Raw genomic sequence first — 25,836 nt, 5'->3', positions numbered from 1 at the left:
CGTTGCGGGGCCCGCTCTGCGCGTTTTCGTATCGAAATAGCGCGCAGAGCGGGCCTCACAACACCCCGTACAGGCCCAGAGCCGACCCGATGTGAAAGTGACTCAACACATGCACCCGCTCCATCTCCGTTCCGCAGGTACCAGCCTGGTGATCGCCACCCACCGTGGAGAGGCTGAGATCATCCACTGGGGAGCCGACCTGGGCGATACCTTGCCGGACCTGTCCATCCTCAGCGAGCCCATTCCGCCCTCGTCCATCGATGCCAACGTCCCAGCAGGGCTCCTCCCCCAGGCGTCGTCGTCGTGGCAAGGACGGCCGGGACTTCGCGGGCACCGTTTCACTGATGGCGTTCCCGGTTTCGATTTCTCCGTCCGCCTTCGGCTGGTGAGCGCGACTTCAGATGGCAACTCCGCGGTGATTGTTCAAACGGACCCCGACGCCGGCATCACAGTGACCAGTAACCTCACCTTGCACCCGGGCGGGCTTCTCGAACTGCGGCACTCGGTGACGAACGACGGCACGTCGCCTTTCCAGGTGGATGAGTTGGCGACGATGCTCCCGGTGGCGCCTGACGCCGTCGAACTCCTGGACCTGACCGGCCGCTGGTGCCGTGAGCGCCACCCCCAGCGCAGGGCCATCCAGCAGGGAACCTGGGTCCGCACGGGTCGCCACGGACGGACCGGACATGACTCCTCGCTCCTGCTTGCGGCCGGAACCGCCGGCTTCGGCAACCGACACGGCAAAGTGTGGGCCACCCACCTGGCGTGGAGCGGCAACCATGAGCAGTTTGCGGACAATGTTGCCGATGGCCGCACCATGGTGGGTGGCTCCGAGTTGCTGGGACCAGCCGAAGTAGTCCTGCAGTCGGGCGAAAGCTACACAACCCCTGCCCTGTTTGCGGCTTACTCAGACCGTGGGCTGGACGGGATCTCCGAGGCCTTCTACGCATGGTTCCGTTCGCGGCCGCACCATGTGGGCGCAGCTTCCGGAAAGGCTCGCCCAGTAGTCCTCAACACCTGGGAAGCGGTGTATTTCGACCACAACCTGGACACCTTGATCGAGCTGGCCGAGTCAGCTGCGGACCTCGGGGTTGAGCGTTTCGTGCTCGACGACGGCTGGTTCCGCGGGCGCCGCGACGACCACGCCGGGTTGGGCGACTGGTATGTGGACGAGACCGTTTGGCCTGGCGGACTGACGCCGTTGATTGATGCCGTGAACAGCCGCGGCATGGAGTTTGGTCTGTGGGTTGAGCCGGAAATGGTCAACCTGGACTCCGACGTCGCCAGAGCTCATCCGGAATGGGTTGTGGGCCCCTCAGCAGTTTCCCATAAGGACGGCGGCCGACTGCCCCTTGGGTGGCGGCAGCAGCACGTGATCGACCTCGTGAACCCGGATGCGTGGCAGTACATTTACGAGCGCATGGACAGCTTGCTGCGCGAGAACAACATCAGCTACCTCAAGTGGGACCAGAACCGCGACCTTCTGGAACACGGGCATGCGGGCCGGGCTTCGGTGCACGAGCAAACCCTGGCCGCGTACCGGCTGTTCGATGCGCTCCATGCAGCCCATCCCGGGGTTGAAATTGAAAGCTGCTCCTCCGGCGGCGCCCGCGTGGACCTTGGGATCCTGGAGCGGACTGACCGGATCTGGGCTTCGGACTGCAACGACGCCTTGGAACGGCAAACCATCCAACGATGGACCGGCATGGTGGTCCCGCCGGAACTGGTGGGCGGGCACATTGGACCCACCACGTCGCACACCACCGGGCGGACGCACGACCTCTCGTTCCGCGCTATCACGGCGTTGTTCGGACACTTCGGCATGGAGTGGGACGTCCGCTCCATCGCCGGAGAAGAGCGCGCAGAACTCAAGCGCTTCATCGGCCTCTACAAGGAACACCGCGGTCTCATCCACAGTGGCCGAATGGTGCGGGCCGATGTGCCGGACGAATCGCTGATGGTGCACGGCGTGGTGGCTGACACTGAAGGGCTCGACGGCGGCACGCCAGTTGGTGCCACGGCTGCTCTTTTCGCCGTGGTGAAGACCCGGACAGGCTTTGACGAACAACCCGGACGGGTAACCTTCCCGGGGTTGGATGCCTCCCGTTCATACCGGGTGGAAGCCATCTTCCCGGCACCCGGGGATGCCGACTACGGGCACACGTTCACGGAGGCAAAGCCGGCGCCGTGGCTGGCGTCCGGGGCTGACGCTTCGGGGCGGTTCCTTGGCGAGGTGGGCCTTCCCATGCCGGTCCTGAACCCGGAACACGCCATCCTGCTGCGCTTCACGACCCTCTGACGCTCACTCACATCCCACCGGCTTGAGACGAACGCTCGCTCACGTCCCACGGGTTTGAGCCGCACGCTCGCTCACATCCCACCGACCTGAGCCGCACGCTCTCTCACGGTTGACACAAAAGAAGCCGCCCTGGTTCGCAACCAAGGCGGCTTCTTTGTTGCTGTTTAGCGTGAGCGCTGGCGGAGGCGCTGCATGTCCAGGATCACCACGGCGCGGGCTTCCAAGCGGAGCCAGCCGCGCTGAACGAACTCGGCAAGTGCCTTGTTCACGGTTTCGCGGGAAGCGCCTACCAGCTGGGCAAGCTCTTCCTGGGTGAGCTCGTGCGCTACCAGGACGCCGTCAGTGGCGGGGCGGCCGAAACGGTCTGCCAGATCGAGGAGTGCCTTGGCTACACGGCCCGGGACGTCGGAGAAAACGAGGTCGGACAGAGAGTCGTTGGTCCGGCGGAGACGGCGGGCCAGAGCCTGCAGCAGCTGCGCGGAAACCTCGGGGCGCGTGCGGAGCAGGGCGTTGAGGCTCTCGTTCTTGAGGCCAGCCAGGCGGGTTTCCGAGACGGCAGTGGCCGTTGCGGTACGCGGGCTGGGGTCGAACAACGCCATTTCGCCGAAGAGCTCACCCGGGCCGAGGATGGCCAGGAGCGACTCGCGGCCATCGGGGGACGTGCGGCCGAGCTTTACCTTGCCGGAAACGATGAAGTAGAGCTGGTCACCCTGGTCGCCTTCGCGGAACACCGAAGCTCCACGTGAAAGGTCCACCTCGGTGAGTTCGTCCGTCAGCAAGCGGAATGCGTCGTCGTCAAGGGTGGCGAAGAGGGGTGCGCGGCGCAATACCTCGATGTCCATGAAATCTCCTGAATATAAGTTTCGGTCGTGGCGCTCAGGCCATTGTTTCAGAATTTTTAAGCTTCTGTGACGTACTTGGCACGTGAAACGCTGAAATGGCGCGGGTTTCGGGGCATCCAACCCCTCCTGACGCCCTTAACGGCGGTGGAAGCGGCCCATATCGTGACCGGACTAACGGTTGGTTGTCAGGGTGGCCACCTAGAATTGGCGCTACCCCGGCTATGAGGAGCACTGGTGTTTGGCTTGACGATATTGGATTTGGCATTGATCTTGATGCTGCTGTCCTACCTGATCTATGGCCTGCGCAACGGCTTTATGGTCACGCTGGGTGGAATCGCAGGATTCGTCGTCGGCGCCATTGCGGCCTTCATGGCAGTTCCACTCGTCAGCGGCTGGGTGACCGACAGTGGTTGGAGGCTGACCGCCACGGTGGGTGCCGCCGTCGTGCTTATCGCTTTGGGGCACGGGCTGGGCACCATGATCGGGCGTAAAGTCCGCCACGCCGTGCGGATCAAGCCGTTGCATGCCGTGGACCGGCTGATCGGTGGCGTGGTGAGCGTGGTGGTGGCGGCGCTGGTGATGTCCATGCTCGCGTTCAGCATCAGTTCTCTCGGCGTGCCGTTCGTTTCGCAGCAATTGGCCGAGTCACGCGTCATTCGTTACATCGACAATGTGACTCCCACGCCCGTCAAGAGCACCATGGCACAGCTGCGGTCCACCGTGATCGGCGACGGAATTCCCAAGCTCATTGAGGGCGTCGGCCCCGTCACGCCGGTGCCCGTTCCCAACGAGTCCACAGACACTCCAGCCCTCAACCAGGCCGCCGATTCCGTCCTCAAGATCGCTGGCACCGCATTCGAATGCGGGCAGAACCAGACCGGTTCCGGATTCGTTGTCTCGCCCGGGCGCGTCGTCACCAATGCGCACGTTGTGGCGGGCGTGTCGCAGCCGGTTGTGGAAGTTCCCGACGGCGGCGCGTTGCCGGGTCGGGTAGTGTACTTCGACTCCCAGCGGGATATCGCCGTCCTGGCCGTTGATGGGCTACAGTCCAATCCGCTTCCCCTGAGCGCCGACTTGGCGGCGGGCAGTCCCGCAGCCTTTGCGGGGTACCCGCACGGCGGTCCGTTCCAATCCAAGCCGGCCACGGTACAAGGCATTTCAACCATTTTGGTTCCCGATATTTACGGCAACAATCCTTCGCCGGAGCTGGTCTACAGGCTGGCGGGCGACGTCCAGCCGGGTAACTCAGGTGGTCCCCTGCTGACTATGCAGGGGCAGGTGGCCGGGCTGATCTTCGCCAAGACCACCACAGATGCCGCCCTCGGCTTCGCCCTCACCATGCAGGACCTGGAACCGGTGGCCGCGCAGGCTCCCGGCCTCAGCGACCCCGTCTCGGCAGGTCAGTGCACCCGTAAGTAACGATTCCCGGACTCCTCCGGACCGCTATAGATTGGGAGCCATGACTGAAGCCACTCCTGCCACCGAAACCGGTCGCGGCACCATCCTTGTGATCAACGGACCCAACCTGAACCTTCTGGGAACCCGCGAACCGGAGAAGTACGGCACGTCCACCCTGGCCGATGTGGAGCAACTGGCCATGACTGCGGCCGCTGCCCATGGCTTCACTGTTGACTGCGTTCAGTCGAACCATGAGGGCGACCTCCTGGACGCCATCCACGCTGCCCGGGGCACCGCCGTCGGAATTGTGATCAACGCCGGCGCATACACGCACACCTCGGTGGCCCTTCGTGACGCCCTGGCGGCTGTGCAGCTGCCCGCCGTCGAGGTCCACATCACCAACGTGCACCAGCGGGAAGAGTTCCGCCACCACTCGTACCTGTCGGGCGTGTGCAACGCGATCATCGTAGGAGCGGGTGTGCTGGGCTACAAGCTGGCCATCGAGTATCTGGCAGACACGGTCTAACGCACGCGGGACGTGAGCGAGCGACCGCCCCAAACCCGCAGGACGTGAGAGAGCGACCGCATCAAGCCCGCGGGACGTGAGAGAGCGACCGCATCAAGCCCGCGGGACGTGAGAGAGCGACCGCATCAAGCCCGCGGGACGTGAGAGAGCGTCTCAGCGCTCGCGCTGGGGCTCCCCTGCCACGGTGCGGGCGGCTTCGACCTCGAGCATCAGAATTCCGCCCTCGTCCACCAGTTTCGCCTGGTACACGTGGGCCTTGCGTTTGTAGCTCAGGTAGGCGATGCAGCCGTTGGCGTTGGCCATCTTCTCGAGCATGATCTCGGAGCCTGGCACCAGGAGCTGACCAAGCTTGAGGCCGACGGTATTTTCCTGGCCGACTTCGTCACCGAGTGCTGAAGTGTCCCGCAGGGCAATGGCTTCGGCGGCGGTGACCCAGCGGCCCCAAACCCCCTTACTGCCCAGGATGCTGGGTTGCTGGTTCACGGGGACGGTGGCGGCGAAGTATCGGGTGTTGAAACGCGCGTGGGCGAAGTCCGGGCTGAGCCAGTTCACCAGTGGCTTCAGGAGGTCGGTGCGAAGGGAGAGTCCGCGTTTGGAGAGCATCTCTGTGAAGGACTTCTCTTGGGCGGCCACGGCTTCGCGGGCGCGCATCCAGTCGACGGTGGAGTTCGCCTCGACCGTAGAGGAAGCATCAGGGCCTGCGAGCAGGACCCCGGTTTCTTCGAAGAGTTCGCGGATGGCGCCCACAACGTGACGGCGGGCGAGTCCGACGTCGTCCGTTCCCATCTGCTCAGCCCAATGCTGGGGTGAGGGGCCCAACCAACCCACGGGGTCGTCGTCGGACGTGTCCAGGGAGCCGCCCGGGAACGCGACAACGCCCAACGGCGAGGAACCTGGCCTGTATCCAAGCCAGGTTTCCAAACCGGTGGGCGAGTCGCGCAACAGCACAACTGAGGAGGCGTAGCGGGCGGCCCTGGGGGTCCGTTCGCCAAGCTCAAGCCAGTTTCGTGCTGCCCCCTCAAGTTCCGGGGGCAGTACAAACAGACGGCGGGCAAGCTGCGGCAATTGGGGGAACCGGTTCCTTAGCTGAATTCAGCGATGAGCTCGACTTCAACGGGAGAGTCGAGCGGCAAGACAGAGACGCCGACGGCGGAGCGTGCGTGCTTGCCGGCGTCGCCGAATACCTGTCCGAGGAGTTCGGACGCACCGTTGATCACGCCGGGCTGACCGGTGAAAGTGGGTTCGGAGGATACGAAACCCACTACCTTGACGATGCGGGTAACACGGTCGAGGTCGCCGATGACGCTCTTGACTGCAGCGAGGGCGTTGATGGCACACAGGGCTGCGTAACGCTTGGCGTCTTCCGGATCAACGGTGGGTTCGTCGGACGCGCCCAACTCGCCGAGGGAAACCTTGCCCGTAGCTTCGAGTTTGCCGTTAATAAACGGCAGCTGTCCGGAGGTGTAAACGTAGTTGCCGGAGACGATGGCAGGTACGTAATCGGCGACGGGCGCGGCGACCTCGGGGAGGGTCAATCCGAGCTCGGCCAGACGCTGCTCAACAGCAGACGTGGGGGCGCCGGATTCCGCGGCAGACGTGGTTTCTGCGGGGGTGGTCATGATTACTGCTTCTCCCTCTTCAGGTATGCAACAAGGCCTTTGCCATCGGGTCCACCGACGACCTGGACGAGCTCCCAGCCGTCCTCGCCCCACTGGTCCAGGATCTGCTTCGTAGCGTGAATAATGAGCGGAATCGTGGCGTACTCCCATTTGGTCATGACAGAAAGCCTAGCCCTTGCCGGTAAAGTGGAAAACATGGTGACTCGCAAGAACCCACTATTCGACACTGCCACCACCCTCGGTAAGATTCTAGGCTTCCTTGGTGTGAGCGCGATTTGTGGCGTCCTGGTGGCGGGCCTTTTGGTCCCCGCAGCCGCCGTTTCGGGCAGTGCCGCAAGTGGTTCAATTCAGTTCTTTGACACTCTGCCGGCGGAACTCCAGGTGGATCCGCCCAGCCAGAACACCACGATCCTGGCGAAGGACGGTTCGCCGATCGCCTCGATCTACGCAGAGAACCGGACCAAGGTTCCGCTGGATCAAATGAGCCCGTTCATCAAGGACGCTGTCATCGCTATCGAGGACAGCCGTTTTTATGAGCACGGCGGCATTGACACCACCGGCATTATGCGAGCCATCGTCAGCACCGCCCGCGGCAACAAGCAGGGCGCGTCCACCATCACGCAGCAGTACGTGAACAACGTCATCAATGAGTCCCTGGTGGCGTCCGACCGCGAAGAAGACGTCAAGCTCAACGGTGGCGGTAAGGGCGTGGGCGACAAGCTTCGCGAAATGAAGCTTGCGATCGCCCTGGAGAAGAAGTTCTCCAAGGAGCAGATCCTTGAGGGTTACCTCAACATCGTCTTCTTCAACCGTGACGCCTACGGCATTGAGGCTGCCTCGAAGTTCTTCTTCAGCACCTCTGCCAAGGACCTGACGCTTCCGCAGGCTGCCCTCCTGGCCGGCCTGGTGAACAGCCCGTCGGCCTTCGATCCCATCGCCAACCCTGACAGCTCCAAGGTTCGCCGTGACCTGGTGCTCGCCTCCATGGTTAACCAGGGGAAGATCACTCAGGCACAGTACGAAGAAGCTGTCGCCACTCCGGTCACCACGCAGGTCACCCCGGCTCGCCAGGGCTGCGCGTATGCCACCATGGCTCCGTACTTCTGTGACTACGTGCTCCACCTGCTCTTCAACAACCCGGCGTACGGTGACACCACGGAAGAGCGCGTCAAGCGCATCCAGCGTGGTGGCCTCACCATCCAGACCACCCTCGATCCCACCGCCCAGAACGTCGCACAGCAGCAGGTCGACGCAACGGCTGGCGCTAACCCGGACAAGTGGGGCGCGTCGATCGTCTCCGTCCAGCCGGGCACCGGCCAGATCGTGAGCATGGCCCAGAACACTGTTTGGCTGCCTCAAGAGGGCAAGTTCGATCAGACGCAAAACTTCAACGTGGATGTCCTGGACGCCAACGGCAACGACCTCAACGGCATCGGCGGATTCCAGCCCGGTTCAACGATGAAGCCCTTTACGTTCGCCCAGTGGCTGAACGAGGGCAAGTCGATGAACCAAAACGTAAACGCCGCCCAGCGTAAATACGGGGTGAACTTCCCCTGGAGGAATACCTGTCCCACGCCGACCGACGGGTTCTACGACGGTAACGTCCAAGGAAGCTTCGACCTTCAGAACTCCGACTTGGGCTACTACCGGAACATGACTGTCCTGTATGGCCTCATGAACTCCATTAACACGGCGACGTTCGCCTCAGCTGCGCAGGTTGACCTCTGTGGCATCCAGGGGATCGTAGACGCCACCGGCATTCACGGCGGTCTTCCCACGCGCGATGAAACTGGTAAGGTCACGGATCCGAACCCCCAGGTTCCCATGACACGTTTGTCCAACCTCATTGGCGCAACACAAACAGCTCCGCTCACCATGGCTGCAGCCTTTGCCACCTTCGCGGCCGACGGCAAGTACTGCGAGCCGATTGCCATCACCTCGGTGAAGGACCAGTCCGGCGCCCAACTTCCCGCGCAGTCTTCCAGTTGCAAGGATGCGGTAAAGCCTGAAGTAGCCCGCGGCGTCGCTTACGCGATGGGCAAGGTGCTGGATGAAGGCTCAGGCTCGTTGATCCGCCCGGCCCTGAACTCCAAGAACTTCCCGGTGGCCGCCAAGACCGGAACCAACGACACCAACGGCTCCACGTGGGTAGTCGGGTACACCTCTGGCCTCGCGACTGCTTCATGGTTTGGTGATCCTCTGGATGACCAGTCACGCTACGGACGGGACCTCACCGTAAACGGCAAGTTCTATAAGAGCATCGACGGTTACATGATCGCCGGCCCGCAGTTCACCAATTACATGTTGGCTGTTGCACCTGCCTACGGCACCAACCCGTTCCAGCAGCCGCCGTCGAACCTGCTCGGTACTGCGGCCCCGCAGCGGAACAACACCCCGTCCAACAACACGCCGTCCACCGCGCCCAACCCGGCCCCGTCCACTGGGAACGGCAACAACGGGAACGGTAACAACGGCAACGGCAATAAGAACTGACCATGTCGTTTAGTGATTCATTGGCAAACCGCGTCCGCACTATCGGGCGCGGTTTCGCCGTCACTGCTGCCGTCGGGGCAGCAGCAGGCGCAGCGGCCGCCGCATACGGGTGGTGGGAAAAGGACCAGTTCGAGGTCCGCCACGAAACCTTGCCCATTCTCCCTGCCGGTTCAGCCCCGCTCCGCGTCCTGCACCTAAGCGACATCCACTTCGTACCGGGCCAGGACAAGAAGACGCAGTGGCTGCAATCGCTGGCGGACCTCAAGCCTGACCTCGTGGTCAACACGGGCGACAATCTCAGCCACACCAAGGCCGTCGATCCCCTACTCCAGGCACTGCGCCCGCTGCTGGAGTTCCCGGGCGTCTTCGTTCCGGGTTCCAACGATTACTACGCCCCGCGGATCAAGAACCCGGTGGGCTACTTCCGTGGTCCTTCCCGGATGCGGACCGACCCCATTGCCTTGGACTGGCCGAAGCTCCGCTCAGCGTTCGGGATGGGAGGCTGGATCGACCTCACCAACCGCGCCCAGTCAGTGGTGCTGAACGGCCTGCGGTTCGACTTCTCTGGCGTGGACGATCCCCACCTGAACCGCGAACGCTATGCCGGCTGGCCCCGTGGAACGGTCAACCAGGATGCCCGCCCGCACCTGAAGGTGGCAGTCATCCACGCTCCGTACCAGCGCGTGCTGGACCACTTCACCGAAGCCGGAGCGGACCTGATCCTCGCCGGCCACACGCACGGCGGCCAAATCTGCATCCCTGGTTACGGCGCACTCGTCGCCAACTGCGATCTCCCCAATTGGCGCGCCAAGGGCCTCCACGACTGGGAAAGCGACAGCTTCACGACGCCGGTGAACGTCTCCGGCGGCGTCGGCACGTCGCGCTTCGCACCGGTCCGCATCGCGTGCCGCCCTGAGGCTGTGCTGCTGACACTCACGCCCAAGGCGTCCGACTCGCGGAGCGCCGAAGGCGTGAGGACCAGCGTTTAGCAGAAGTATCGAGAGTCATTCAGCTCGACGACACCGCTCGCCATGTCAGAAATGCTGTAGCCAACAGTTACGCATGTGCTTCCTGGTGCATAAACCATGTTCGAATAATCTGAACCAGCGTTGAAGAAACCTGCGTTCATGCCACCGCCTGGTACGGTCCCAATGCGCACCACAGCCCGATAGTCATTGCCATTCACCGTGCCGTACAGGTTGATCCAGTTCGTTTGGCAACTTGGCGAATACATCAACTGGATGCTGCCTTGCACCTCGTTGTAACGAGTGTTGACCAACGGCCAGGACGAGACCGCGTAAGCCCCTGATGTACACCCGGTCGCTATAGGGTCGCGCCCATGGTGGTACTCGGATGCATGGGCCGCAGGTGCCACGAGCATGGCAGTAGCTGCGATGACTCCAGCAGCGGCAAACTTAGTTATCTTACGCATTCCCCAACCTAACGTAGTGATTTTCAGAATTTGATATTGCTGGGCCAAGGTAACAGAGCCGCCTCGCTGGTTTAAGTCGTATCCAAGCCGCCTGTGGATAACCCCCCAGAAGGACAACTTAGGCGATAGGACATCACAGCGTGGGAAGCGATAGCCCCGCAAGTATCGCCTGCCGCCCCGAAGCCGTATTGCTGACGCTCACGTCACGCAGCTGAAGTCCGGGCGAGCATTACGATCCTCAATAACTGGGTCAAACATTTCACCTTCATTGCGTGGTCCTGTGAAACGAATCACGCCATGGCATAGGGTAGTTGCTACGGGAAACTACCTCCGCACCATCTGAAGATCCAGCTGTTGAGAAGCGGGCATGTCCAAGCAAACGTCATTCTTCACCTCCGTCGGCCGCCTGTACCCTCATGTGCGGCCCATCCTCCCCCGACTATTCATGGGCTTGATCTGCGCCCTCTTGGCCAGCATCGTCGCGCTGACCATCCCCCAAGTGCTGCGGGTTCTTGTCAACAACTCTTTGCAGCCCGGCGGTTCCACGGATGCCGTCTGGATTGCCGCCGTCGTGATTCTTGCTTTAGGTATCGCCGAAGCCGGGCTGGTGGCCTTGCGCAGGCAGTTCGTCATCAACCCGGCCACCACGGTTGAGACCCGGATGCGGGTGACCTTGTACGGCCACCTGCAACAACTGACCGTTGCCTTCCACGATCGCTGGGGTTCGGGCCAGCTGCTCTCACGGGCCATGACGGACCTGAGTTTCCTGCGTCGCTGGATGGCGTTTGGCGCCATCATGCTGGTGGTCACCACCCTTACTGTGATCATCGGCGTCGGCGTCATGTTTTCCATGAGCTGGCAGCTGGCACTGATCTTCCTCGCAGCGGCCGTGCCGATCATGATCAATTCGTTCCGCTTCCGCCGCCGCTTCAGCTTGGTCACCCGCCTCAGTCAGGACCAAGCCGGCGACCTCGCCACAACTGTGGAGGAATCAGTCCACGGCATCCGTGTCCTGAAGGCCTTCGGGCGTAGCCGTGAAGCGCTGGAGAACTTCAACGGCCAGGCGGAAGAACTGCGCCAGACCGAGATCGCCAAGGCGAAGCAGCAGGCTGGCTTCACGCTGGTAGTGACGCTGCTGCCGGAGTTGGCGCTGGGCGTCGGGCTGGTGGTGGGCATTATGCTTGCCGCGAGTGGGGAACTCAGCATCGGCGCGTTGGTGGCGTTCTTCGCAACGGCGGCCGTGGTAGCCACTCCGGTGGAATTTTCCGGCATGCTCCTGGCCATGGCGCTCACTGCCAAGACCGCGTTGGATCGCCACTTCGAGGTCATGGATACGGAGAACACCATCACCTCGCCGGATCAACCCGCTGTTCCGGAAAGCGTGAAGGGCGCCCTGCGCTTTGAGCACGCAGGTTTCGGGTTCGACGACGGCGGCACCCTCCTGCACGACGTCACCCTGGATATACGCCCCGGGGAAACAATGGCCCTTGTCGGCATCACGGGCAGCGGCAAGAGCGCCCTGCTCCAGCTGGTCCCCCGCCTCTATGACGTCACCGAGGGCGCCGTGACCATCGACGGCGTGGACGTTCGCGACTACGACATCGACGATCTACGAAAGATCGTTGCCGTGGCGTTCGAGGACACCACGCTGTTCTCCAGTTCGGTCCGGGACAACGTACTCCTCGGAGCCCCCGATCCCAGCGACGCCGCCTTGGACGAGGCCCTGGATGTGGCACAGGCCCAGTTCGCCTACTCGTTGCCAGACGGCGTGGACACGTTGATCGGCGAGGAAGGGCTGAGCCTATCCGGCGGCCAACGGCAGCGCATCGCCCTGGCCCGAGCCATCGCCGCCAAACCCAAGGTTCTGGTCCTTGACGATCCCCTGTCCGCACTCGACGTGAACACTGAAGAGCGCGTGGAGGCCCGTTTGCGCGAGGTCCTGCGCGAGACCACCACCCTGATCGTCGCGCACCGTCCCTCCACCGTGGCCTTGGCGGACCGGGTTGCCCTGCTCGAGAACGGAACCATCACCGCCGTCGGGACCCATACGGAACTGCTTGCCGAGAATGATCACTACCGCTACGTCATCGCCAGCCTGGACGCCGGCCCGAAGGACCTGGACACCGAACTGGACGAGCTCGAAGAAGCTGAGGAGGCCCGCCGGTGACTGCCGCCACGTTTGGAACCGCCAACGAGGAAAACACACTCCTCACCAAAGCAGACAGCAAGGCCGTACGACGCCGGTCGCTCACCTTGCTTGCCTCCCTCATCCGCCCCGTGCGGCTGCGTTTCTGGCTGACGATCTTGATGGTGGTGGTCTCGCAGCTCACCCGTGTTGCGGGACCGGCGTTGATCGCGTTCGGTATCGACAACGCCCTTCCTGCACTGCAGTCGGGCGACAACGGGCCCTTGGTACTGGCTGGTTCCCTGTACTTGGCGGCTGCGATTGCGACGGCAGGAATGACGGCGCTGTACGTGACCTCCACTGCCCGGTTGAGCCAGGCCATGCTGTTGGATCTGCGCCTTCGGGTCTTCCGGCACACGCAGCGGTTGAGCCTTGAGTTCCATGAGAAATACACCTCCGGCCGCATTATCGCCCGGCAGACCTCAGACCTCGAAGCCCTGCGCGAACTCCTGGACTCCGGGGTGAGCTCCTTGGCGTCGGGCATGCTGTTCATGGTGTTCACTGCCGTGACCGTTTTTGCCCTGGATTGGCAGAGTGGATTGATCGTCCTCGCGGCCGGCGTGCCCATGTTCTTCCTTGCCCGGTGGTACCAAAAGCATTCACAGATCGCGTTCCGTGAGTCGCGCGTGGTGTCTGCCCGGCTGATCGTCCACTTCGTGGAAACGATGACCGGGATCCGTGCCGTGAAGGCGTTCCGCAAGGAGCGCGAGAATGCCTCCCGATACGGCGAGCTGGCTGAGGACTACCGCAAGAACACCGTCCGCTCCATCAACTTGAACGGCATCTTCCAGCCTGGTTTGGTGCTGATCGGCAATGTTTGTGTGGCCGTGGTCCTGCTGTTTGGCGGTTTCCGGGTTCTGGGTGGTGACCTGGCTGTTGGCGTCCTGCTGGCACTGATCCTGTCCACAAAGCGCTTCTTCCAGCCGGTGGACCAGATGGCAATGTTCTACAACTCGTTCCAAAGTGCTCAAGCTGCCTTGGAAAAGGTGTCCGGGCTCCTCGAAGAAGTGCCCACCGTCCGTCCGCCAAAAGACCCGGTACCGCTCAAGAGCTCACGCGGCGAGATCGACTTCAAGGGTGTGGAGTTCGGCTACAGCGACGGCAAAGTTGTGGTTCCAAAGCTTGACCTGCACATCCCTGCCGGCCAGACGATTGCCCTGGTAGGCCAGACGGGTGCGGGAAAGTCGACGTTGGCCAAGCTTGTGGCACGCTTCTACGACGTCACGTCCGGGGCCATCACGCTGGATGGCGTAGATCTTCGTGACCTGTCCACCACAGACCTCCGCCGCGCCGTGGTGATGGTGACCCAGGAAGCGTTCCTGTTCAGTGGCTCCGTGGCGGACAACATAGCTCTTGGTCGTCCCGAGGCTTCCCGGCTTGAAATCGAGGCCGCAGCTGCAGCGGTGGGTGCTCACGAGTTCATCATGAGCCTCCCCGAGGGATACGACACGGACGTCAACAAGCGTGGTGGTCGGGTGTCGTCCGGTCAACGCCAGCTCATCGGCTTTGCCCGAGCGTTCCTGGCCGCGCCGGCCGTGCTGATCCTGGATGAGGCAACATCCTCCTTGGACATTCCTTCTGAGCGTATGGTCCAACAGGGATTGTCCAACTTGTTGGAGGGAGTGGCTGGTGGCAGGGGGGCCCGCACGGCCATCATCATCGCCCACCGCCTCTCAACGGTGGAGACGGCTGACAGGGTTCTGGTGGTCCACGACGGCCGCATTGTGGAGGACGGGACGCCGGGCGAGTTGATCAGCGGTGGCGGACGGTTTGCCCAGCTTCATGGGGCCTGGCGCGACTCATTGGTCTAGCCTTTCCCCTCCTGCCGCTGTGAGGAGCGACACCCGCTCCTCGATTTCGCATCACGCACCTATTCAGCTATCCTTGAACAGTTGCTTTCGCAGCGGATCGGGATGTAGCGCAGCTTGGTAGCGCGCTTCGTTCGGGACGAAGAGGTCGCAGGTTCAAATCCTGTCATCCCGACCAAACACGAGAATGGCGTCGAGAAATCGGCGCCATTTTTGTTTGCCCGGAACTACCCCTTGCCGCCCACATCCACGGGAAGGCAAAAAAGAAACCCCCGAAGCATCGCTCGTCACGCTCCGGGGGTTTCTTTACTACAATTGTTTTACATAGGGTCGGGCCAGTTACCAATGGACATCGTGGTGACTGTCGTTTCGGTCTTGTCCTTCTTGGGTGTTGTGGTGGTGGACCGCATAGGGTCCGGCCAGTTACCAATGGCGCTTACTGTGCTGGTACCTGCTGCAGGAGCAGCGGAGACAACCCCGGGAGCCGCAACCGCGAACGTCAGTGCGCCCGCCACGGCCACTGAAGCGATGATTTTCTTGAACATGATGTAGTACCCCAATGCGAGTCGGATTCGTTACGGAAATTGCACGGTCCCTGTTGACATACATTGTAAAATGTTTTCCACAGAGACTGTCAAGGTTTTGGTCAAAAGACACCTGTAGGAGGGACCCGTGGGAAACGGATTCGGCGAGAAGCTACGTGCCGAACGGCTCGAACGTGGGTTGACGCAGGCAGAGCTCGGCAAAAACCTGTATTCACCGAGCTACATTTCGCTGCTTGAGACAGGCCGTCGTGAGCCCACGGCCGAAGTCATCGAGGAGCTGGCCCGCAGGCTCGAACTTGCACCGAAGGCCTTGGAAGCGTGGAGCCAGCCGGTCACCGTTAGTGATGCCGAGTATGTCCTCGCCGGTCTCTACGCCCGACAGGCCTGGGATCTCCGCGACTACCAGCTCGCCGCCAGCCACGCTGCCACAGCTGCGCAGATTGCCCTCGAGGCCAAGAACAACAGCGCCTGGTGGAACATGACGTACATGCAAGCCGAGTGCGTGATGAAGCAAGGCCAGCTGAAGGAATGCCAGCAAATCGTTGAGCACCTACTGGAACACCCCATGGCCACCGAATCCGCTGGCCTCGGGGTGCGCGCCTGGCAGATGCTTGCCGCGGTGTGTCACGGACAAGGTCAGCTGGCCACCGCCGTCGAGCATGCCAAGCAAGCCGTAAAGCTCAGCGAGCAGCTGCCCAAGGGGTCCACGCTCATCATCGGTGCGCACCGCGCGCTGATTGGTGCCCTGGCCGAGAGCGGCAAGCTGGACGAAGCCTGGCAGTACTGCCTGGCGATGATCGAGCACATGGACGAACACTCCATGTCGCAACTGGCCGGCGAAGTCGCGTGGGTGGTCGGCAACGTCGCCTTCATGCGCCACGACTATGTAGAGGGCATCAAGCACCACGAGCGTGCAGCCAAACTCCTCTCCCCCGCCAACGATATTGAGCTGTGGGCCCGTTTCAACAAGGCGTCCGCAGCAGTTCGACTGTCCTCGGGGATTGTGGAACCGGAAACGTTGTCCGCCATTGAGCGTGCAGAACTCGCGCTGTCCATTGTGGGCGGAAACAAGACAGACCAGCTTGAGGTCGCCTTCATCCGCGCCCGCTGGCTGTACCTGACCGGGGACATCCCTGCCGCCGTCGAGAAGCTCCGCGAAATCTACGCAGACCGTAAGGTGTTGGCCCGGCACACCGCAGGCGAAGTGTCGCTGCTGCTGGGCAAGTCCTTGAAAGCAGCCGGGGAAGCCGCGGAGGCGCTCCAGTTCCTGGAAGAGGCGCAGCACGACTTCAGTGCGGCAGGAGCGTCGGACCGGGTTCAACAGGCCATGGACGCAGTGCTGGAGATCCGGCTGGCCGAGCGTCGTGCCGCGAAGGAACACTCGGAAGCCTGATTAACCCAAAAACCGGGTAACAGCACATGCTCCACTGAGCGTTCAGTGGAGCATGTGCTGTTACTCAGTTGGGTGCTTCTAGGCGAAGGTGCGGCCCGTGAGCTTCTCGTAAGCCTCCACGTAGCGGGCACGGGTGCGCTCCACGACGTCGGCGGGCAGTGCCGGCGGCGGAGTGTCCGAGGACTTGTCCCAGCCGGACTCGGCGGAAGTCAGCCAGTCGCGGACGTACTGCTTGTCATACGAAGGCTGCGACTGACCCGGCGCGTACGTGGACGCATCCCAGAACCGTGAAGAGTCCGGGGTGAGGACCTCGTCACCCAGGGTGATGATGCCGGTGGCTGCGTCAATCCCGAACTCCACCTTGGTATCAGCCAGGATGATGCCGCGTTCGCGGGCGATCTCCTCAGCGCGGGTGTAGATCTTCAGGGTCAGTTCACTCAGGCGGGCAGCAATGTCGTCGCCCACCATGGCTACGACGTCGTCATAGGTGATGTTGACGTCGTGCTCGCCCACTTCGGCCTTGGCAGAGGGCGTAAAGAGGGCCTTCTCCAAGCGCGAACCATCAACCAGGCCCTCGGGCAGCGGAATGTCGCACACCGTGCGGGATTCCCTGTACTCAGCCAGGCCGGAGCCGGTGAGGTAGCCGCGCGCGATGCACTCCACAGGGAACATGTCCAGCTTCTTGCAGATCATGGCACGGCCCTCGACGGCGGCAGGAACGCCGCCCTCAACCGTGGACGCCAACACGTGGTGCTCAACATCCAACTGATCGAACCACCACAGGCTCAGCTGCGTCAGGACGCGGCCCTTGTCCGGGATTTCGCTGCTCAGCACGTGATCGTAGGCGCTGATGCGGTCGCTGGCGACAACCAGCACGCATTCCTGGCCGATCTTTTCCGTGATGGCTTCGTCAGCCGGGACGTAGAGATCGCGGACCTTGCCGGAATAGACGTGCGTCCAGCCCGGAAGTTCCAGCGTTTCGGTTTCGAAGCCGCCCGTAGGGATGCCTTCAGTCATGCTCAGGCCTGCACTTTCGGGATGGTTCCTGTAGCCGTGTACGGAACGCGGATTTCGCCGCGGGCGGCTTTGCCTCCGATGTCCGTACGGAACTGTGAGCCTTCAAGCTGAACCAGCTCAACGCCGTCGTACGCCTTTTCACGGGCCTCAACCAGATCCGAACCGAGCGCGACAACAGCAAGGACACGGCCGCCGGCAGAGACCACTTTGCCTTCGTCATCCAGCTTGGTGCCGGCGTGGACTACGTGGACACCGTCCAGTTCGTCCACCTTCTTCAGTCCACGGATGCGATCGCCCGTGCGGGGTGCGTCCGGGTAGTTTTCGGCAGCAACGACGACGGCGACTGCCGTGTCCTTGGACCAGCGCAGCTCTTCTGCCGTGTCCAGTTCGCCCTTGGCAGCTGCCAGCAGCAGCGCACCAAGAGGGGTCTTGAGGCGAGCGAGGACAGCCTGCGTCTCGGGGTCGCCGAAGCGAACGTTGAACTCGATGACGCGCATGCCGCGGGAAGTCAGGGCGAGGCCGCAGTACAGCACACCAACGAAGGGCGTGCCGCGGCGGGCCATCTCGTCCACGGTGGGCTGGGCTACGCGGTCGATGACTTCCTGGACCAGGCCCTCAGGAGCCCACTCAAGCGGGGTGTACGCGCCCATGCCGCCGGTGTTGGGACCTTCGTCGTTATCGAAGATGCGCTTGAAATCCTGAGCCGGGGACAACGGGACGGTGTTGCGGCCGTCGCAGAGGACGAACAGGGAAACCTCGGGGCCGTCGAGAAATTCCTCGATGACCACTGTTCCACCGGCGTCGAAGCACGCCTGGGCATGTGCCAGGGCCTCTGCGCGGTCCTTGGTGACCACCACGCCCTTACCGGCGGCCAGGCCGTCGTCCTTAACTACATACGGGGCGCCAAAGGTGTCCAAGGCGTCGGCAGCTTCGTCAGCGTTGGTGGCAACGCGAGCCATAGCCGTGGGAACGTTGGCTTCAGCCATGATCTGCTTGGCGAAGGCCTTGGAAGCCTCCAGCTGGGCTGCTTCCTTGCTGGGACCGAAAACCGGGATGCCGGCTTCTCGGACGGCGTCGGACACACCGGCAGCCAAAGGCGCCTCGGGTCCTACGACAACCAAGTCCACGCCCAGCTTGGTGGCGAGGGCGGACACGGCTTCCGGGTTGTTCCCGTCAATCGCATGGGTGGGAACGAGTTTGCTGATGCCCGCGTTGCCAGGGGCCGCGTGGACCTCGGAAACGTTGGGATCTTCAAGCAGAGAGCGGACAATGGCGTGTTCGCGGCCGCCTGGGCCAATGACGAGTACCTTCACAGTCCTCAAGGGTACTTTGTGAAGGGCGCGGGGCCTAAGCTGTGTCATTCACCGGACCTGTGGACACGGGCCTGGCGTGAGGCCCGGCGTGAGGCCCGGCGTGCACGGATCACGCGCGCGGGCACGCGGATGACCCGGGAACTGACCCGTCGCGCCCTAGACTTGATTCATGCCCATGAGTTCGCATGAAACGTTCAACGTTGAGTCCGCGGTGGAACTGGCAGTGATCGAACGAAGTGGCTTTATTGAGTCCCGGCACATCGGCGCGGCCGTGGTCCTGGCCGGCGATGGCTCGGTGGTCACCCGTCTTGGTGACATCGACGCTCCCGTCCTCGCCCGTTCCACCCTCAAACCCTTCCAGGCCCTGGCTTCCATGCAATCCGGCGTGCCTCTCCGTGGCGCGCAAGTTGCTGTCGCCTGCGGCAGCCACACTGGTTCCCTGGATCATATGGACGTTGTGGAAGGGATGCTCAAGGCAGCTGGTGTTAAAGAAGAAAACCTCCAGTGCCCCGCCGCCTGGCCCCAGGATGAAACGGCCCGCAACTGGCTGGTCCGCTCCGAACGCGGACAATCCAAGCTTGCCTTCAATTGCTCCGGGAAGCACGCAGCATTCCTGTGGGCGTGCACCGAAAACGGCTGGGACCTGCGCAGCTACCTCGAACCAAACCACCCGCTCCAGCAGCGCGTTCGCTCGGTGATCGAGGAATACAGCGGCGAGACGATCTCCCACCTGGGCATTGACGGCTGCGGAGCACCCGTTGCCGCCATCTCGCTGACCGGCCTGGCCCGCGCCTACTCCCGCTTGGCCAAATCCCCGGGCGATAAGTCGTCCAACGCACGTGCCGCCACCATCGCCACGTCCATGCTGGACTACCCCTGGGCAGTTCAGGGCAAGGGTGAGTCCAACACGATCGTGATGGAGGAACTGGAGGTCCTGGCCAAGATCGGGGCCGAGGGCGTCATGGTCCTGGCGACTCCCACCGGCGCAACCGTGGCCGTGAAGATGCTGGACGGCAACCTTCGCGCCACGTCCTTGGTAGGACTGACTCTGCTGGCCGTGAGCGGTGCCGTGGACATCCCGGCAGTTTCCAGCGTTCTGGAACGCGTGGTGGAGCCCGTGCTCGGCGGCGGCCACGAGGTGGGCAAGATCCGGCTGGGACACGCTGTCTCCGCCCTGCTGGACTAAAACTTCTGAGGAGAGGAACAAATGGCCGTTGCACGACGCCGCGTCAACATCGAGGAAGGCCGCGCCGCGCTGGCAGCCTGGCAGGCCGCCGTCGAGCCTTCCGGCAGTACAGGTGAGCCAGGCAGCGTTGCCGGCCCGCCGCCGTCGCGCACTTTGATTGCGACGGCGGTCCGGTACTCCCTGGAGGAAGTCACCGCCCGCGCGCCCGGCAACTCGGTGGAAGTCCGTGTGCCGCCGTTCGGTGTGACGCAGTGCGTTGAGGGGCCCCGCCACACGCGCGGTACTCCCCCGAACGTGATCGAGTGCGACGCCGCCACTTGGCTTTCGTTGGTGACGGGCCGGATTTCGTGGGCAGAGGCAGTATCGGACCACAGGCTGACTGCGTCCGGTTTGCGTGCGGATCTCTCGGAGTTGCTGCCTCTTTGAATAGGTTTCGCACAGCTGAGGCCCCTCAAGAATCCTCTTGAGGGGCCTCATGCTGTGGGCTGTATTAGTCCGGGCAGACCGGGGCGGATGGTTGGCCCCGTTTGCTCATTTCGAACTGCGGGATGTCCTCCGCGGCGGGACCGCCACGGAACTTGGGCGAAGGCTCCTGGCCGCCACTGATGCGTTCGAGTTCCTGCTCCTCGAAGACTTCTTCCTTGCCGAGCATGATGGCGGAATCGTGGTTGGTGATCTCGCCGTTGAAGGCGCGGAGCATGACGTTGCGGTCGAATTGGCCTTCCCATTTGGCCACCACGAACGTTGCCACGCAGTTGCCCAGCAGGTTCACCACGACGCGCATGGAGTCCATAAGGCGGTCGGCTCCGAGGAGGAGTGCGACGCCGGCTACCGGGAAGATGCCCAGCGCAGCAGCCGTGGCGGAGAGTGCCAGGAAGGACGAACCCGGCACGCCGGCCATGCCCTTGGAGGTCAGGAGCAGGACGCCCAACGCCGCCAACTGCTGGCCAAGGTCAAGGTTGTGGCCGAAGGCCTGCGCCAGGAACAGCAGTGAAATGGACAGATAGATCGCGGCGCCGTCCAAGTTGAAGGAGTAACCCGTGGGAACCACAAGGCCGGTGGTGGCACGGGAGCAGCCGGCGTTGGTCAGCTTGGTCATGATGCGCGGCATGACTGCTTCAGTGGAGGCGGTGCCGAGTGCCAGCAGGAATTCTTCACGGGTGTACTTCAGGAACGCCCACAGGGGAACCCGGGCGAACCCCCAAGCCACCAGGAACAGCAGGCCGATGAAGATGATCGCCGCTCCGTAGCAGGCTGCAATCAAGAGGGCATAAGTGCTGAGCGTGCCAAGTCCGTACTGGCCGATGATGAAGGCCATGGCACCAAATGCACCGATGGGAGCCACTTTCATGATCCAGGACATGATCTTGAAGATCAGCTCCAGGACGGTTTCCATGAGGCTGATGACCGGCATGCAGCGTTCGCGGCCGATGACCACGATGGCTGCGCCGAAGAACACGGAGAAGAACAGCACCTGAAGCAGGCTGTTGTTGGCAAAAGCACCGATCACGCTGACGGGAATGACATCCAGGATGAAGGCTGCAGCGTCCTTGGGAGGCGCATTGCCGGTCTTGGCGTTGAGCGCGTCCTGGGAGAGTGTAGCGGGGTCGATATTAAGGCCAGCACCAGGCTGAACGATATTTCCGACGATGAGCCCGAAGACGAGGGCGAAGAGAGTGGCGCCGGTGAAGTACAGGAGCGCTTTGACCCCGACCCTTCCGACCGCCTTGACGTCGCCCACTGCCGAGATGCCTGTGACGATCACGAGGAAAATCAGCGGGGCGATGATCATCTTGATGAGTTGAATGAATCCATCACCCAGTGGTCGGAGGGCGGACCCGATTGTCGGCCAAAAATGACCGATGAGTACACCTGCGACGACGGCGATCAGGATTTGAAAAAAGAGCGACTGGTACAGCCGCTTTTTCTTCTGCGGGGCCGAACTCGCCTTCAGCGCCGCGGAGTCTGGGATCTTCATTGATCTGAACCAATCAGTTGGGAACGGCCCCACATTTTGAGGGGGTTTTTCAAATGTAAGCCTGCTCACACCATTCCGCAAGGGGAAATAACATTTCCATATTATGGAAAGTCACATTCGGTTTGGAGCTTGGATGTTGGTGCGTCCACCACCTTCTTTGACGCAGAAATGCCCGTGACACACCCTTCTACAGGCGTGTCACGGGCATTCAGGAATCAAAGTGGGTGGTGGCGGCACGGGCCCGCGGTTTGGGGCGGTGCTGTGAGGCTAGCCGCGGCCCACGAAGGGCATGCCGGCAGCGGTGACCACCAAGGATCCGACACTGGCCGACGCCGGCATGTTGGCCATCATCAGCACGGCACGGGCTGCATCGTCCACGGGGAACATAGGCTCCACTTTGCGGCTGCCGTCAGCCTGCAGCGCCCCGGAGCCCACGCCAATGGTGTCCATGATTTCGGTACGGGTGTTGCCGATGTCGATCTGCCCGCACGTAATACCGAACTCCCTGCCGTCGAGCTCGATGCTCTTGGTCAGGCCCGTCATCGCGTGCTTAGTGACTGTATAGGCCACGGACTTCGGCCTGGGCGAGTGTGCCGAAATGGAGCCGTTGTTGATGATGCGGCCACCTTGCGGCTCTTGGGATTTCATGGTTCGCACAGCCTCCGCGGCGCACAACATGGAGCCCGTGACGTTCACGCGAAGCGTTGCTTCCCACTCATCCACACTGATGTCGCCCACGTCGCCCGCCGGCCCAAAGATACCGGCATTGTTGAACAGCACATCAACCCGACCCCAGCGTTGGCGGACCTCCGCGAAAAGGCGCGCGACGTCGTCGGGCGCTGTTACATCGCAGGGAACCGCCAGCGCGTCCGGATGGTCGCCGGCCGTTTCCAGGAGTTGCGCCTCCCGGCGGCCGGCAAGCGCAACGCGGTAACCCTCGGCGAGCATGAGCCTGGCGACGGCCCGCCCAATTCCGGAACCGGCCCCGGTCACGACGGCGACCCTCGGGTTTGCGGGAGGGCTGGAGTCAGTCATGTGGTTGCCTTTCGGGGAATTGCCTGTGGCAGCGTCAGCGTGCGGCTTCAGCTGCCTGAGCGGGAGCTGCCTCAGCTTGTGCCGCCTGGGCGGCTGTTATCGGCCAGCCTATGACAGTCTTCGGTCGCGGAGTGGCATAGGTCCTGACCTTGGACGTAGACAATCCAAGGCGGACCAGGGACTCGGCGATGGTCACCGCCGCAGCCACTCCGTCCACCACGGGGACGCCGGTGCGCTGGCGGATTTGTTCGTCGAGACCGGCCATGCCGCCGCAACCGAGAACAATAACTTCGGCTTTGTCGTTGTGAACAGCTTGTTCCGCCTGGCTCACAATGGCTTCAACAGCACGCTCCGGGTATTCCTCGAGCTCCAGCACGGCCATGCCGCTGGCCCTGACCGAGGCACAACGCGCCTCCAAACCGGCGAGCTTGAGCCGGTCCTCGATCAGCGGTACGGCGCGGTCAAGCGTGGTGACCACTGAATACTTGTGGCCCAGGAACATCGCGGTGCTTGCTGCTGCCTCGGTGATATCAACCACGGGGACGTCGAGGAGCTCCTGAAGGCCTTCGCGGCCATGCTCGCCGTAGCCGGCCTGGATAACGGCGTCGAACGGTTCGGGATAGTTCACCACTGCATCCATGACGGCGATCGCGGCGAGGTAGCTTTCGAAGTTGCCTTCGCAGGAGTCGGCGCCGAAGCGAGGTGTGATGCCGACGATTTCGGTGCCAGAAGCCGCTGCGGCACGAGCCTGCGCTGCGATGGAGTCCGTCATGGACTGGGTGGTGTTGACGTTTGCGACAAGGATGCGCATGGGTTTCCTCAGTGTCAGTGGGTGCTGGCGACGGCGATCGGCTCGCCGGAGACGTCCTGGTGGACCTGCTTCTTGTCCGCGACAGCGAAGTACGTCAGCGCTGCGACGCCGGCTCCGATGAACCAAGCGAACGGAGCAGCCGCGGCCAGTGCTGGGATAAAAGCGATGGCAATGGCCAGGCCTGCGGCCGGGAGCATCGCGATGATGGCCTTCGGGTTCACGCCGCGCTTGTAGAAGTAGGCGCCCTTGGGATCCTCCGTGTAGAGCTCCGGGACATTGACCTTGCCGCGGCGGACCAGCCAGTAATCGGCCATGACCACACCGAACAGGGGCCCGAGCAAGGCACCAAGGCCACCCAGGAAGTACACGATCACGATCGGGTTGTTGTAAAGGTTCCACGGCAGGATGATCAGGCCGATGGTGCCGCTGACCCAGGCTGCCTTGCGGAAGTTCAGGTGCCGCGGAAAGAGGTTGGTCAGCGCGTAGACGGGAGCCACGAAATTGGCCATCAGGTTCACGGCGATGGTCAGGATCAACAGGGCCAGGCAGGCAAGGACCAACAGAAGCGTATTGGGGATGCTCTCCACAATGTCCGAGGGGCTCTCAATGACGGTGCCGTTGATCTTGTACTGACCGCCGGCCATGACCACCACGATTGCACCGAAAACGAGCATGTTGATGGGGATGCCCCAGAAGTTGCCCTTGACGATCGACGTCTTGGAAGCCGAGGACCGGGTGAAGTCGCAGAAGTTCAGGACGAACGTTCCGTAGATGGAAACCCACAGGGCACCGCCGGCAAAGATGGTGAGCCACATTTCGGTACCCTCGAGGCCCTTGATGCCGCTCCACTGGATGGCGCCGCCGGCTTCGATGAAGACCCACACGGCGATCGCTGCCATGGTCACCAGAATGATGGGACCGGCGAAAGCCTCGTACTTGCGGATCATCTCCATGCCGAAGCTGACGATGACCAACTGAACCATCCAGAGCGCCACGAACGACAACCAGCCCAGGGTTGAAAGGCCAAGGATGGAGTTGCTGTCCAGGTCTTTCAAACCCGGCGCCATGGCCACCAGCATGACGCGGAGGACCACGGATGCCAGGTACGTCTGGATGCCGAACCAAGCAACGGCAACAGCGCCGCGAATCAGGCTGGCGATCTGAGCTCCCCTGATGCCGAAGCTGATGCGGCTCATGACAGGGAAAGGAACACCGGTCTTCTCACCCATGAATCCAGAGAAGTTCAGTAGCGCGAACAGAAGAATGGCGCCGATACCGAGGGCTACCAGGATCTGCCAACCACCCAGACCGAGGGAGAACAGGCCAATGGCGAAGGCATAGTTACCCAGGCTGTGGACGTCGTTGGCCCAGAGGGTAAAGATGCTGTAGCTGGTCCACTTCCGGCCCTTGGCCTTAGTGGGTGCGAGGTCGATGTTGTAAAGGCTGGGACTGATGGTACGGCCTGCGGCTTCGGAAGCAATAGCGCAGAGGTCAGTGTTTCCCACGACCGGATGGTTGGGGCCACCCGCGTTTGCGTCTCCCGGAGCCCCAGTGACGCCGACTGATGAAGTCGTCTGCATCGTGGATCTCCACTTCGTACTGATTCCACAATTCGGAATCTAGTTATTGAATAGTGAAAGCACTCTATGACTCAGGTCACGTAACGTCAAGGTTCTCGGTGTATGCAGGGTCACATTCGGTTGCTTGGCCGAAGCTTTCCCAGTTGACTGTCTTGGTTACGCAATCCGTGTTGACGCTGCCCAACCAGCAGACGTAATCTCGAATTGCAGAATTTTATTCTCACAATACGAAATTCCTTGAGCGCCCCCACAGAGCAAGCGCCCAGACATTCAATGAAGAGAGGTTGGACGTGGCTGCAGGAGAAGAGACCTCACACATCCTCAGCGGGTTGACTGCCCAGCTGCCTGATCGTGATCCGGAAGAGACCGCGGAGTG

At 62.4% G+C, this 25,836-nt stretch carries 22 protein-coding genes and 1 tRNA gene; 11 read left to right on the top strand and 12 right to left on the bottom strand.

What is annotated here, in order from left to right; genetic code table 11:
- Nucleotides 1–109: 109 nt before the first annotated feature.
- Nucleotides 110–2,299, top strand: a complete 2,190-nt coding sequence (locus tag ACZ881_RS07710; RefSeq protein ID WP_476113938.1) for an alpha-galactosidase — start codon at nucleotides 110–112, stop codon at nucleotides 2,297–2,299.
- 164 nt (nucleotides 2,300–2,463) lie between these two features.
- On the opposite strand, the gene ACZ881_RS07705 is transcribed toward ACZ881_RS07710, so the two are convergent.
- The gene (locus tag ACZ881_RS07705; RefSeq protein ID WP_011775987.1) at nucleotides 2,464–3,141 is read right to left on the bottom strand and encodes a Crp/Fnr family transcriptional regulator; all 678 of its coding nucleotides are present in this window, start codon (nucleotides 3,139–3,141) and stop codon (nucleotides 2,464–2,466) included.
- A 234-nt stretch (nucleotides 3,142–3,375) separates the two neighbouring features.
- Here ACZ881_RS07705 and ACZ881_RS07700 point away from each other — a divergent pair, with 234 nt between their 5' ends.
- On the top strand, nucleotides 3,376–4,560 hold the full coding sequence (locus ACZ881_RS07700; RefSeq protein ID WP_017199025.1) for a MarP family serine protease: 1,185 nt from the start codon (nucleotides 3,376–3,378) through the stop codon (nucleotides 4,558–4,560).
- A 40-nt stretch (nucleotides 4,561–4,600) separates the two neighbouring features.
- Nucleotides 4,601–5,065, top strand: a complete 465-nt coding sequence (gene aroQ, locus ACZ881_RS07695) for a type II 3-dehydroquinate dehydratase (protein ID WP_026005528.1) — start codon at nucleotides 4,601–4,603, stop codon at nucleotides 5,063–5,065.
- 153 nt (nucleotides 5,066–5,218) lie between these two features.
- On the opposite strand, the gene ACZ881_RS07690 is transcribed toward aroQ, so the two are convergent.
- From ACZ881_RS07690 to ACZ881_RS07680, 3 genes are read right to left on the bottom strand one after another with little or no spacing between them, the layout of a single operon-like run.
- Complete coding sequence (locus tag ACZ881_RS07690) at nucleotides 5,219–6,130, bottom strand: NUDIX hydrolase (protein WP_476113934.1); 912 nt, start codon at nucleotides 6,128–6,130, stop codon at nucleotides 5,219–5,221.
- Nucleotides 6,131–6,147: 17 nt separating this feature from the next.
- Nucleotides 6,148–6,684: a RidA family protein gene (locus tag ACZ881_RS07685; protein WP_091470391.1), complete on the bottom strand. Its 537-nt coding sequence runs from the start codon at nucleotides 6,682–6,684 to the stop codon at nucleotides 6,148–6,150.
- Between the two features lie 2 nt (nucleotides 6,685–6,686).
- Complete coding sequence (locus ACZ881_RS07680; RefSeq protein ID WP_011775990.1) at nucleotides 6,687–6,842, bottom strand: DUF4177 domain-containing protein; 156 nt, start codon at nucleotides 6,840–6,842, stop codon at nucleotides 6,687–6,689.
- Here ACZ881_RS07680 and ACZ881_RS07675 point away from each other — a divergent pair.
- On the top strand, nucleotides 6,841–9,177 hold the full coding sequence (locus ACZ881_RS07675) for a transglycosylase domain-containing protein (protein ID WP_476113930.1): 2,337 nt from the start codon (nucleotides 6,841–6,843) through the stop codon (nucleotides 9,175–9,177). The two genes, ACZ881_RS07680 and ACZ881_RS07675, sit on opposite strands and share 2 nt — an antisense overlap.
- A gap of 2 nt (nucleotides 9,178–9,179) precedes the next feature.
- Nucleotides 9,180–10,166 (top strand): metallophosphoesterase, encoded by a 987-nt coding sequence (locus tag ACZ881_RS07670; RefSeq protein WP_476113928.1) that lies wholly within the window; start codon nucleotides 9,180–9,182, stop codon nucleotides 10,164–10,166.
- On the opposite strand, the gene ACZ881_RS07665 is transcribed toward ACZ881_RS07670, so the two are convergent.
- A complete protein-coding gene (locus ACZ881_RS07665) occupies nucleotides 10,163–10,609 on the bottom strand; it encodes a DUF2690 domain-containing protein (RefSeq protein WP_476113926.1) in 447 nt (148 codons plus the stop codon). The two genes, ACZ881_RS07670 and ACZ881_RS07665, sit on opposite strands and share 4 nt — an antisense overlap.
- Nucleotides 10,610–10,976: 367 nt before the next feature.
- Between ACZ881_RS07665 and ACZ881_RS07660 the strand changes: the two genes are divergently transcribed.
- The 3 genes from ACZ881_RS07660 (at nucleotide 10,977) to ACZ881_RS07650 (ending at nucleotide 14,780) form a co-directional block, all read left to right on the top strand.
- Entirely contained in the window at nucleotides 10,977–12,776 is a 1,800-nt protein-coding gene (locus ACZ881_RS07660) for an ABC transporter ATP-binding protein (RefSeq protein WP_476113923.1), read from the top strand.
- Nucleotides 12,773–14,605 (top strand): ABC transporter ATP-binding protein, encoded by a 1,833-nt coding sequence (locus ACZ881_RS07655; protein WP_476113921.1) that lies wholly within the window; start codon nucleotides 12,773–12,775, stop codon nucleotides 14,603–14,605. Before ACZ881_RS07660 ends, ACZ881_RS07655 begins: the two co-directional genes overlap by 4 nt.
- Before the next feature lie 98 nt (nucleotides 14,606–14,703).
- Nucleotides 14,704–14,780: transfer RNA gene (locus ACZ881_RS07650), tRNA-Pro, on the top strand.
- A 142-nt stretch (nucleotides 14,781–14,922) separates the two neighbouring features.
- Here ACZ881_RS07650 and ACZ881_RS07645 read toward each other — a convergent pair.
- Complete coding sequence (locus ACZ881_RS07645; protein ID WP_091470382.1) at nucleotides 14,923–15,147, bottom strand: hypothetical protein; 225 nt, start codon at nucleotides 15,145–15,147, stop codon at nucleotides 14,923–14,925.
- 127 nt (nucleotides 15,148–15,274) lie between these two features.
- On the opposite strand from ACZ881_RS07645, the gene ACZ881_RS07640 reads away from it, so the two are divergent.
- Nucleotides 15,275–16,540: a helix-turn-helix domain-containing protein gene (locus ACZ881_RS07640; RefSeq protein ID WP_476113919.1), complete on the top strand. Its 1,266-nt coding sequence runs from the start codon at nucleotides 15,275–15,277 to the stop codon at nucleotides 16,538–16,540.
- A gap of 78 nt (nucleotides 16,541–16,618) precedes the next feature.
- Here ACZ881_RS07640 and ACZ881_RS07635 read toward each other — a convergent pair whose 3' ends face one another.
- Nucleotides 16,619–17,557 (bottom strand): phosphoribosylaminoimidazolesuccinocarboxamide synthase, encoded by a 939-nt coding sequence (locus ACZ881_RS07635; protein ID WP_476113916.1) that lies wholly within the window; start codon nucleotides 17,555–17,557, stop codon nucleotides 16,619–16,621.
- Nucleotides 17,558–17,559: 2 nt separating this feature from the next.
- Nucleotides 17,560–18,918, bottom strand: coding sequence for a phosphoribosylamine--glycine ligase (purD, locus tag ACZ881_RS07630; RefSeq protein WP_178995291.1), 1,359 nt, complete (start codon nucleotides 18,916–18,918; stop codon nucleotides 17,560–17,562).
- A gap of 121 nt (nucleotides 18,919–19,039) precedes the next feature.
- Here purD and ACZ881_RS07625 point away from each other — a divergent pair, with 121 nt between their 5' ends.
- Together ACZ881_RS07625 and ACZ881_RS07620 are read left to right on the top strand one after the other, a co-directional pair.
- Nucleotides 19,040–20,056, top strand: coding sequence for an asparaginase (locus ACZ881_RS07625; RefSeq protein WP_476113913.1), 1,017 nt, complete (start codon nucleotides 19,040–19,042; stop codon nucleotides 20,054–20,056).
- Nucleotides 20,057–20,077: 21 nt separating this feature from the next.
- Complete coding sequence (locus ACZ881_RS07620; protein WP_476113911.1) at nucleotides 20,078–20,482, top strand: sterol carrier family protein; 405 nt, start codon at nucleotides 20,078–20,080, stop codon at nucleotides 20,480–20,482.
- 64 nt (nucleotides 20,483–20,546) lie between these two features.
- On the opposite strand, the gene ACZ881_RS07615 is transcribed toward ACZ881_RS07620, so the two are convergent.
- The 4 genes from ACZ881_RS07615 to ACZ881_RS07600 form a co-directional block, all read right to left on the bottom strand.
- A complete protein-coding gene (locus ACZ881_RS07615; protein WP_091470374.1) occupies nucleotides 20,547–22,034 on the bottom strand; it encodes a cation:dicarboxylate symporter family transporter in 1,488 nt (495 codons plus the stop codon).
- Between the two features lie 267 nt (nucleotides 22,035–22,301).
- A complete protein-coding gene (locus ACZ881_RS07610) occupies nucleotides 22,302–23,069 on the bottom strand; it encodes an SDR family oxidoreductase (RefSeq protein ID WP_476113905.1) in 768 nt (255 codons plus the stop codon).
- Nucleotides 23,070–23,103: 34 nt separating this feature from the next.
- Nucleotides 23,104–23,880 (bottom strand): aspartate/glutamate racemase family protein, encoded by a 777-nt coding sequence (locus ACZ881_RS07605; RefSeq protein ID WP_476113902.1) that lies wholly within the window; start codon nucleotides 23,878–23,880, stop codon nucleotides 23,104–23,106.
- Between the two features lie 14 nt (nucleotides 23,881–23,894).
- Complete coding sequence (locus ACZ881_RS07600; RefSeq protein ID WP_476113900.1) at nucleotides 23,895–25,460, bottom strand: NCS1 family nucleobase:cation symporter-1; 1,566 nt, start codon at nucleotides 25,458–25,460, stop codon at nucleotides 23,895–23,897.
- Nucleotides 25,461–25,836: the final 376 nt, after the last annotated feature.

The sequence above is a fragment of the Paenarthrobacter sp. TE3676 genome (assembly GCF_056279165.1).
The sequence above is the reverse complement of the archived record's forward strand: the minus strand, read 5'-3'. Positions and strand labels throughout refer to the sequence as shown.

Excerpts from the sequence above, each read along its gene's own strand:
- ACZ881_RS07710 (WP_476113938.1), top strand. The coding sequence starts at position 110 with ATGCACCCGCTCCATCTCCGTTCCGCAGGTACCAGCCTGGTGATCGCC.
- ACZ881_RS07705 (WP_011775987.1), bottom strand. The coding sequence starts at position 3,141 with ATGGACATCGAGGTATTGCGCCGCGCACCCCTCTTCGCCACCCTTGAC.
- aroQ (WP_026005528.1), top strand. The coding sequence starts at position 4,601 with ATGACTGAAGCCACTCCTGCCACCGAAACCGGTCGCGGCACCATCCTT.
- ACZ881_RS07685 (WP_091470391.1), bottom strand. The coding sequence starts at position 6,684 with ATGACCACCCCCGCAGAAACCACGTCTGCCGCGGAATCCGGCGCCCCC.
- ACZ881_RS07675 (WP_476113930.1), top strand. The coding sequence starts at position 6,841 with ATGACAGAAAGCCTAGCCCTTGCCGGTAAAGTGGAAAACATGGTGACT.
- ACZ881_RS07680 (WP_011775990.1), bottom strand. The coding sequence starts at position 6,842 with ATGACCAAATGGGAGTACGCCACGATTCCGCTCATTATTCACGCTACG.
- ACZ881_RS07670 (WP_476113928.1), top strand. The coding sequence starts at position 9,180 with ATGTCGTTTAGTGATTCATTGGCAAACCGCGTCCGCACTATCGGGCGC.
- ACZ881_RS07665 (WP_476113926.1), bottom strand. The coding sequence starts at position 10,609 with ATGCGTAAGATAACTAAGTTTGCCGCTGCTGGAGTCATCGCAGCTACT.
- ACZ881_RS07660 (WP_476113923.1), top strand. The coding sequence starts at position 10,977 with ATGTCCAAGCAAACGTCATTCTTCACCTCCGTCGGCCGCCTGTACCCT.
- ACZ881_RS07645 (WP_091470382.1), bottom strand. The coding sequence starts at position 15,147 with ATGTTCAAGAAAATCATCGCTTCAGTGGCCGTGGCGGGCGCACTGACG.
- ACZ881_RS07635 (WP_476113916.1), bottom strand. The coding sequence starts at position 17,557 with ATGACTGAAGGCATCCCTACGGGCGGCTTCGAAACCGAAACGCTGGAA.
- purD (WP_178995291.1), bottom strand. The coding sequence starts at position 18,918 with ATGACACAGCTTAGGCCCCGCGCCCTTCACAAAGTACCCTTGAGGACT.
- ACZ881_RS07625 (WP_476113913.1), top strand. The coding sequence starts at position 19,040 with ATGCCCATGAGTTCGCATGAAACGTTCAACGTTGAGTCCGCGGTGGAA.
- ACZ881_RS07620 (WP_476113911.1), top strand. The coding sequence starts at position 20,078 with ATGGCCGTTGCACGACGCCGCGTCAACATCGAGGAAGGCCGCGCCGCG.
- ACZ881_RS07615 (WP_091470374.1), bottom strand. The coding sequence starts at position 22,034 with ATGAAGATCCCAGACTCCGCGGCGCTGAAGGCGAGTTCGGCCCCGCAG.
- ACZ881_RS07610 (WP_476113905.1), bottom strand. The coding sequence starts at position 23,069 with ATGACTGACTCCAGCCCTCCCGCAAACCCGAGGGTCGCCGTCGTGACC.
- ACZ881_RS07605 (WP_476113902.1), bottom strand. The coding sequence starts at position 23,880 with ATGCGCATCCTTGTCGCAAACGTCAACACCACCCAGTCCATGACGGAC.
- ACZ881_RS07600 (WP_476113900.1), bottom strand. The coding sequence starts at position 25,460 with ATGCAGACGACTTCATCAGTCGGCGTCACTGGGGCTCCGGGAGACGCA.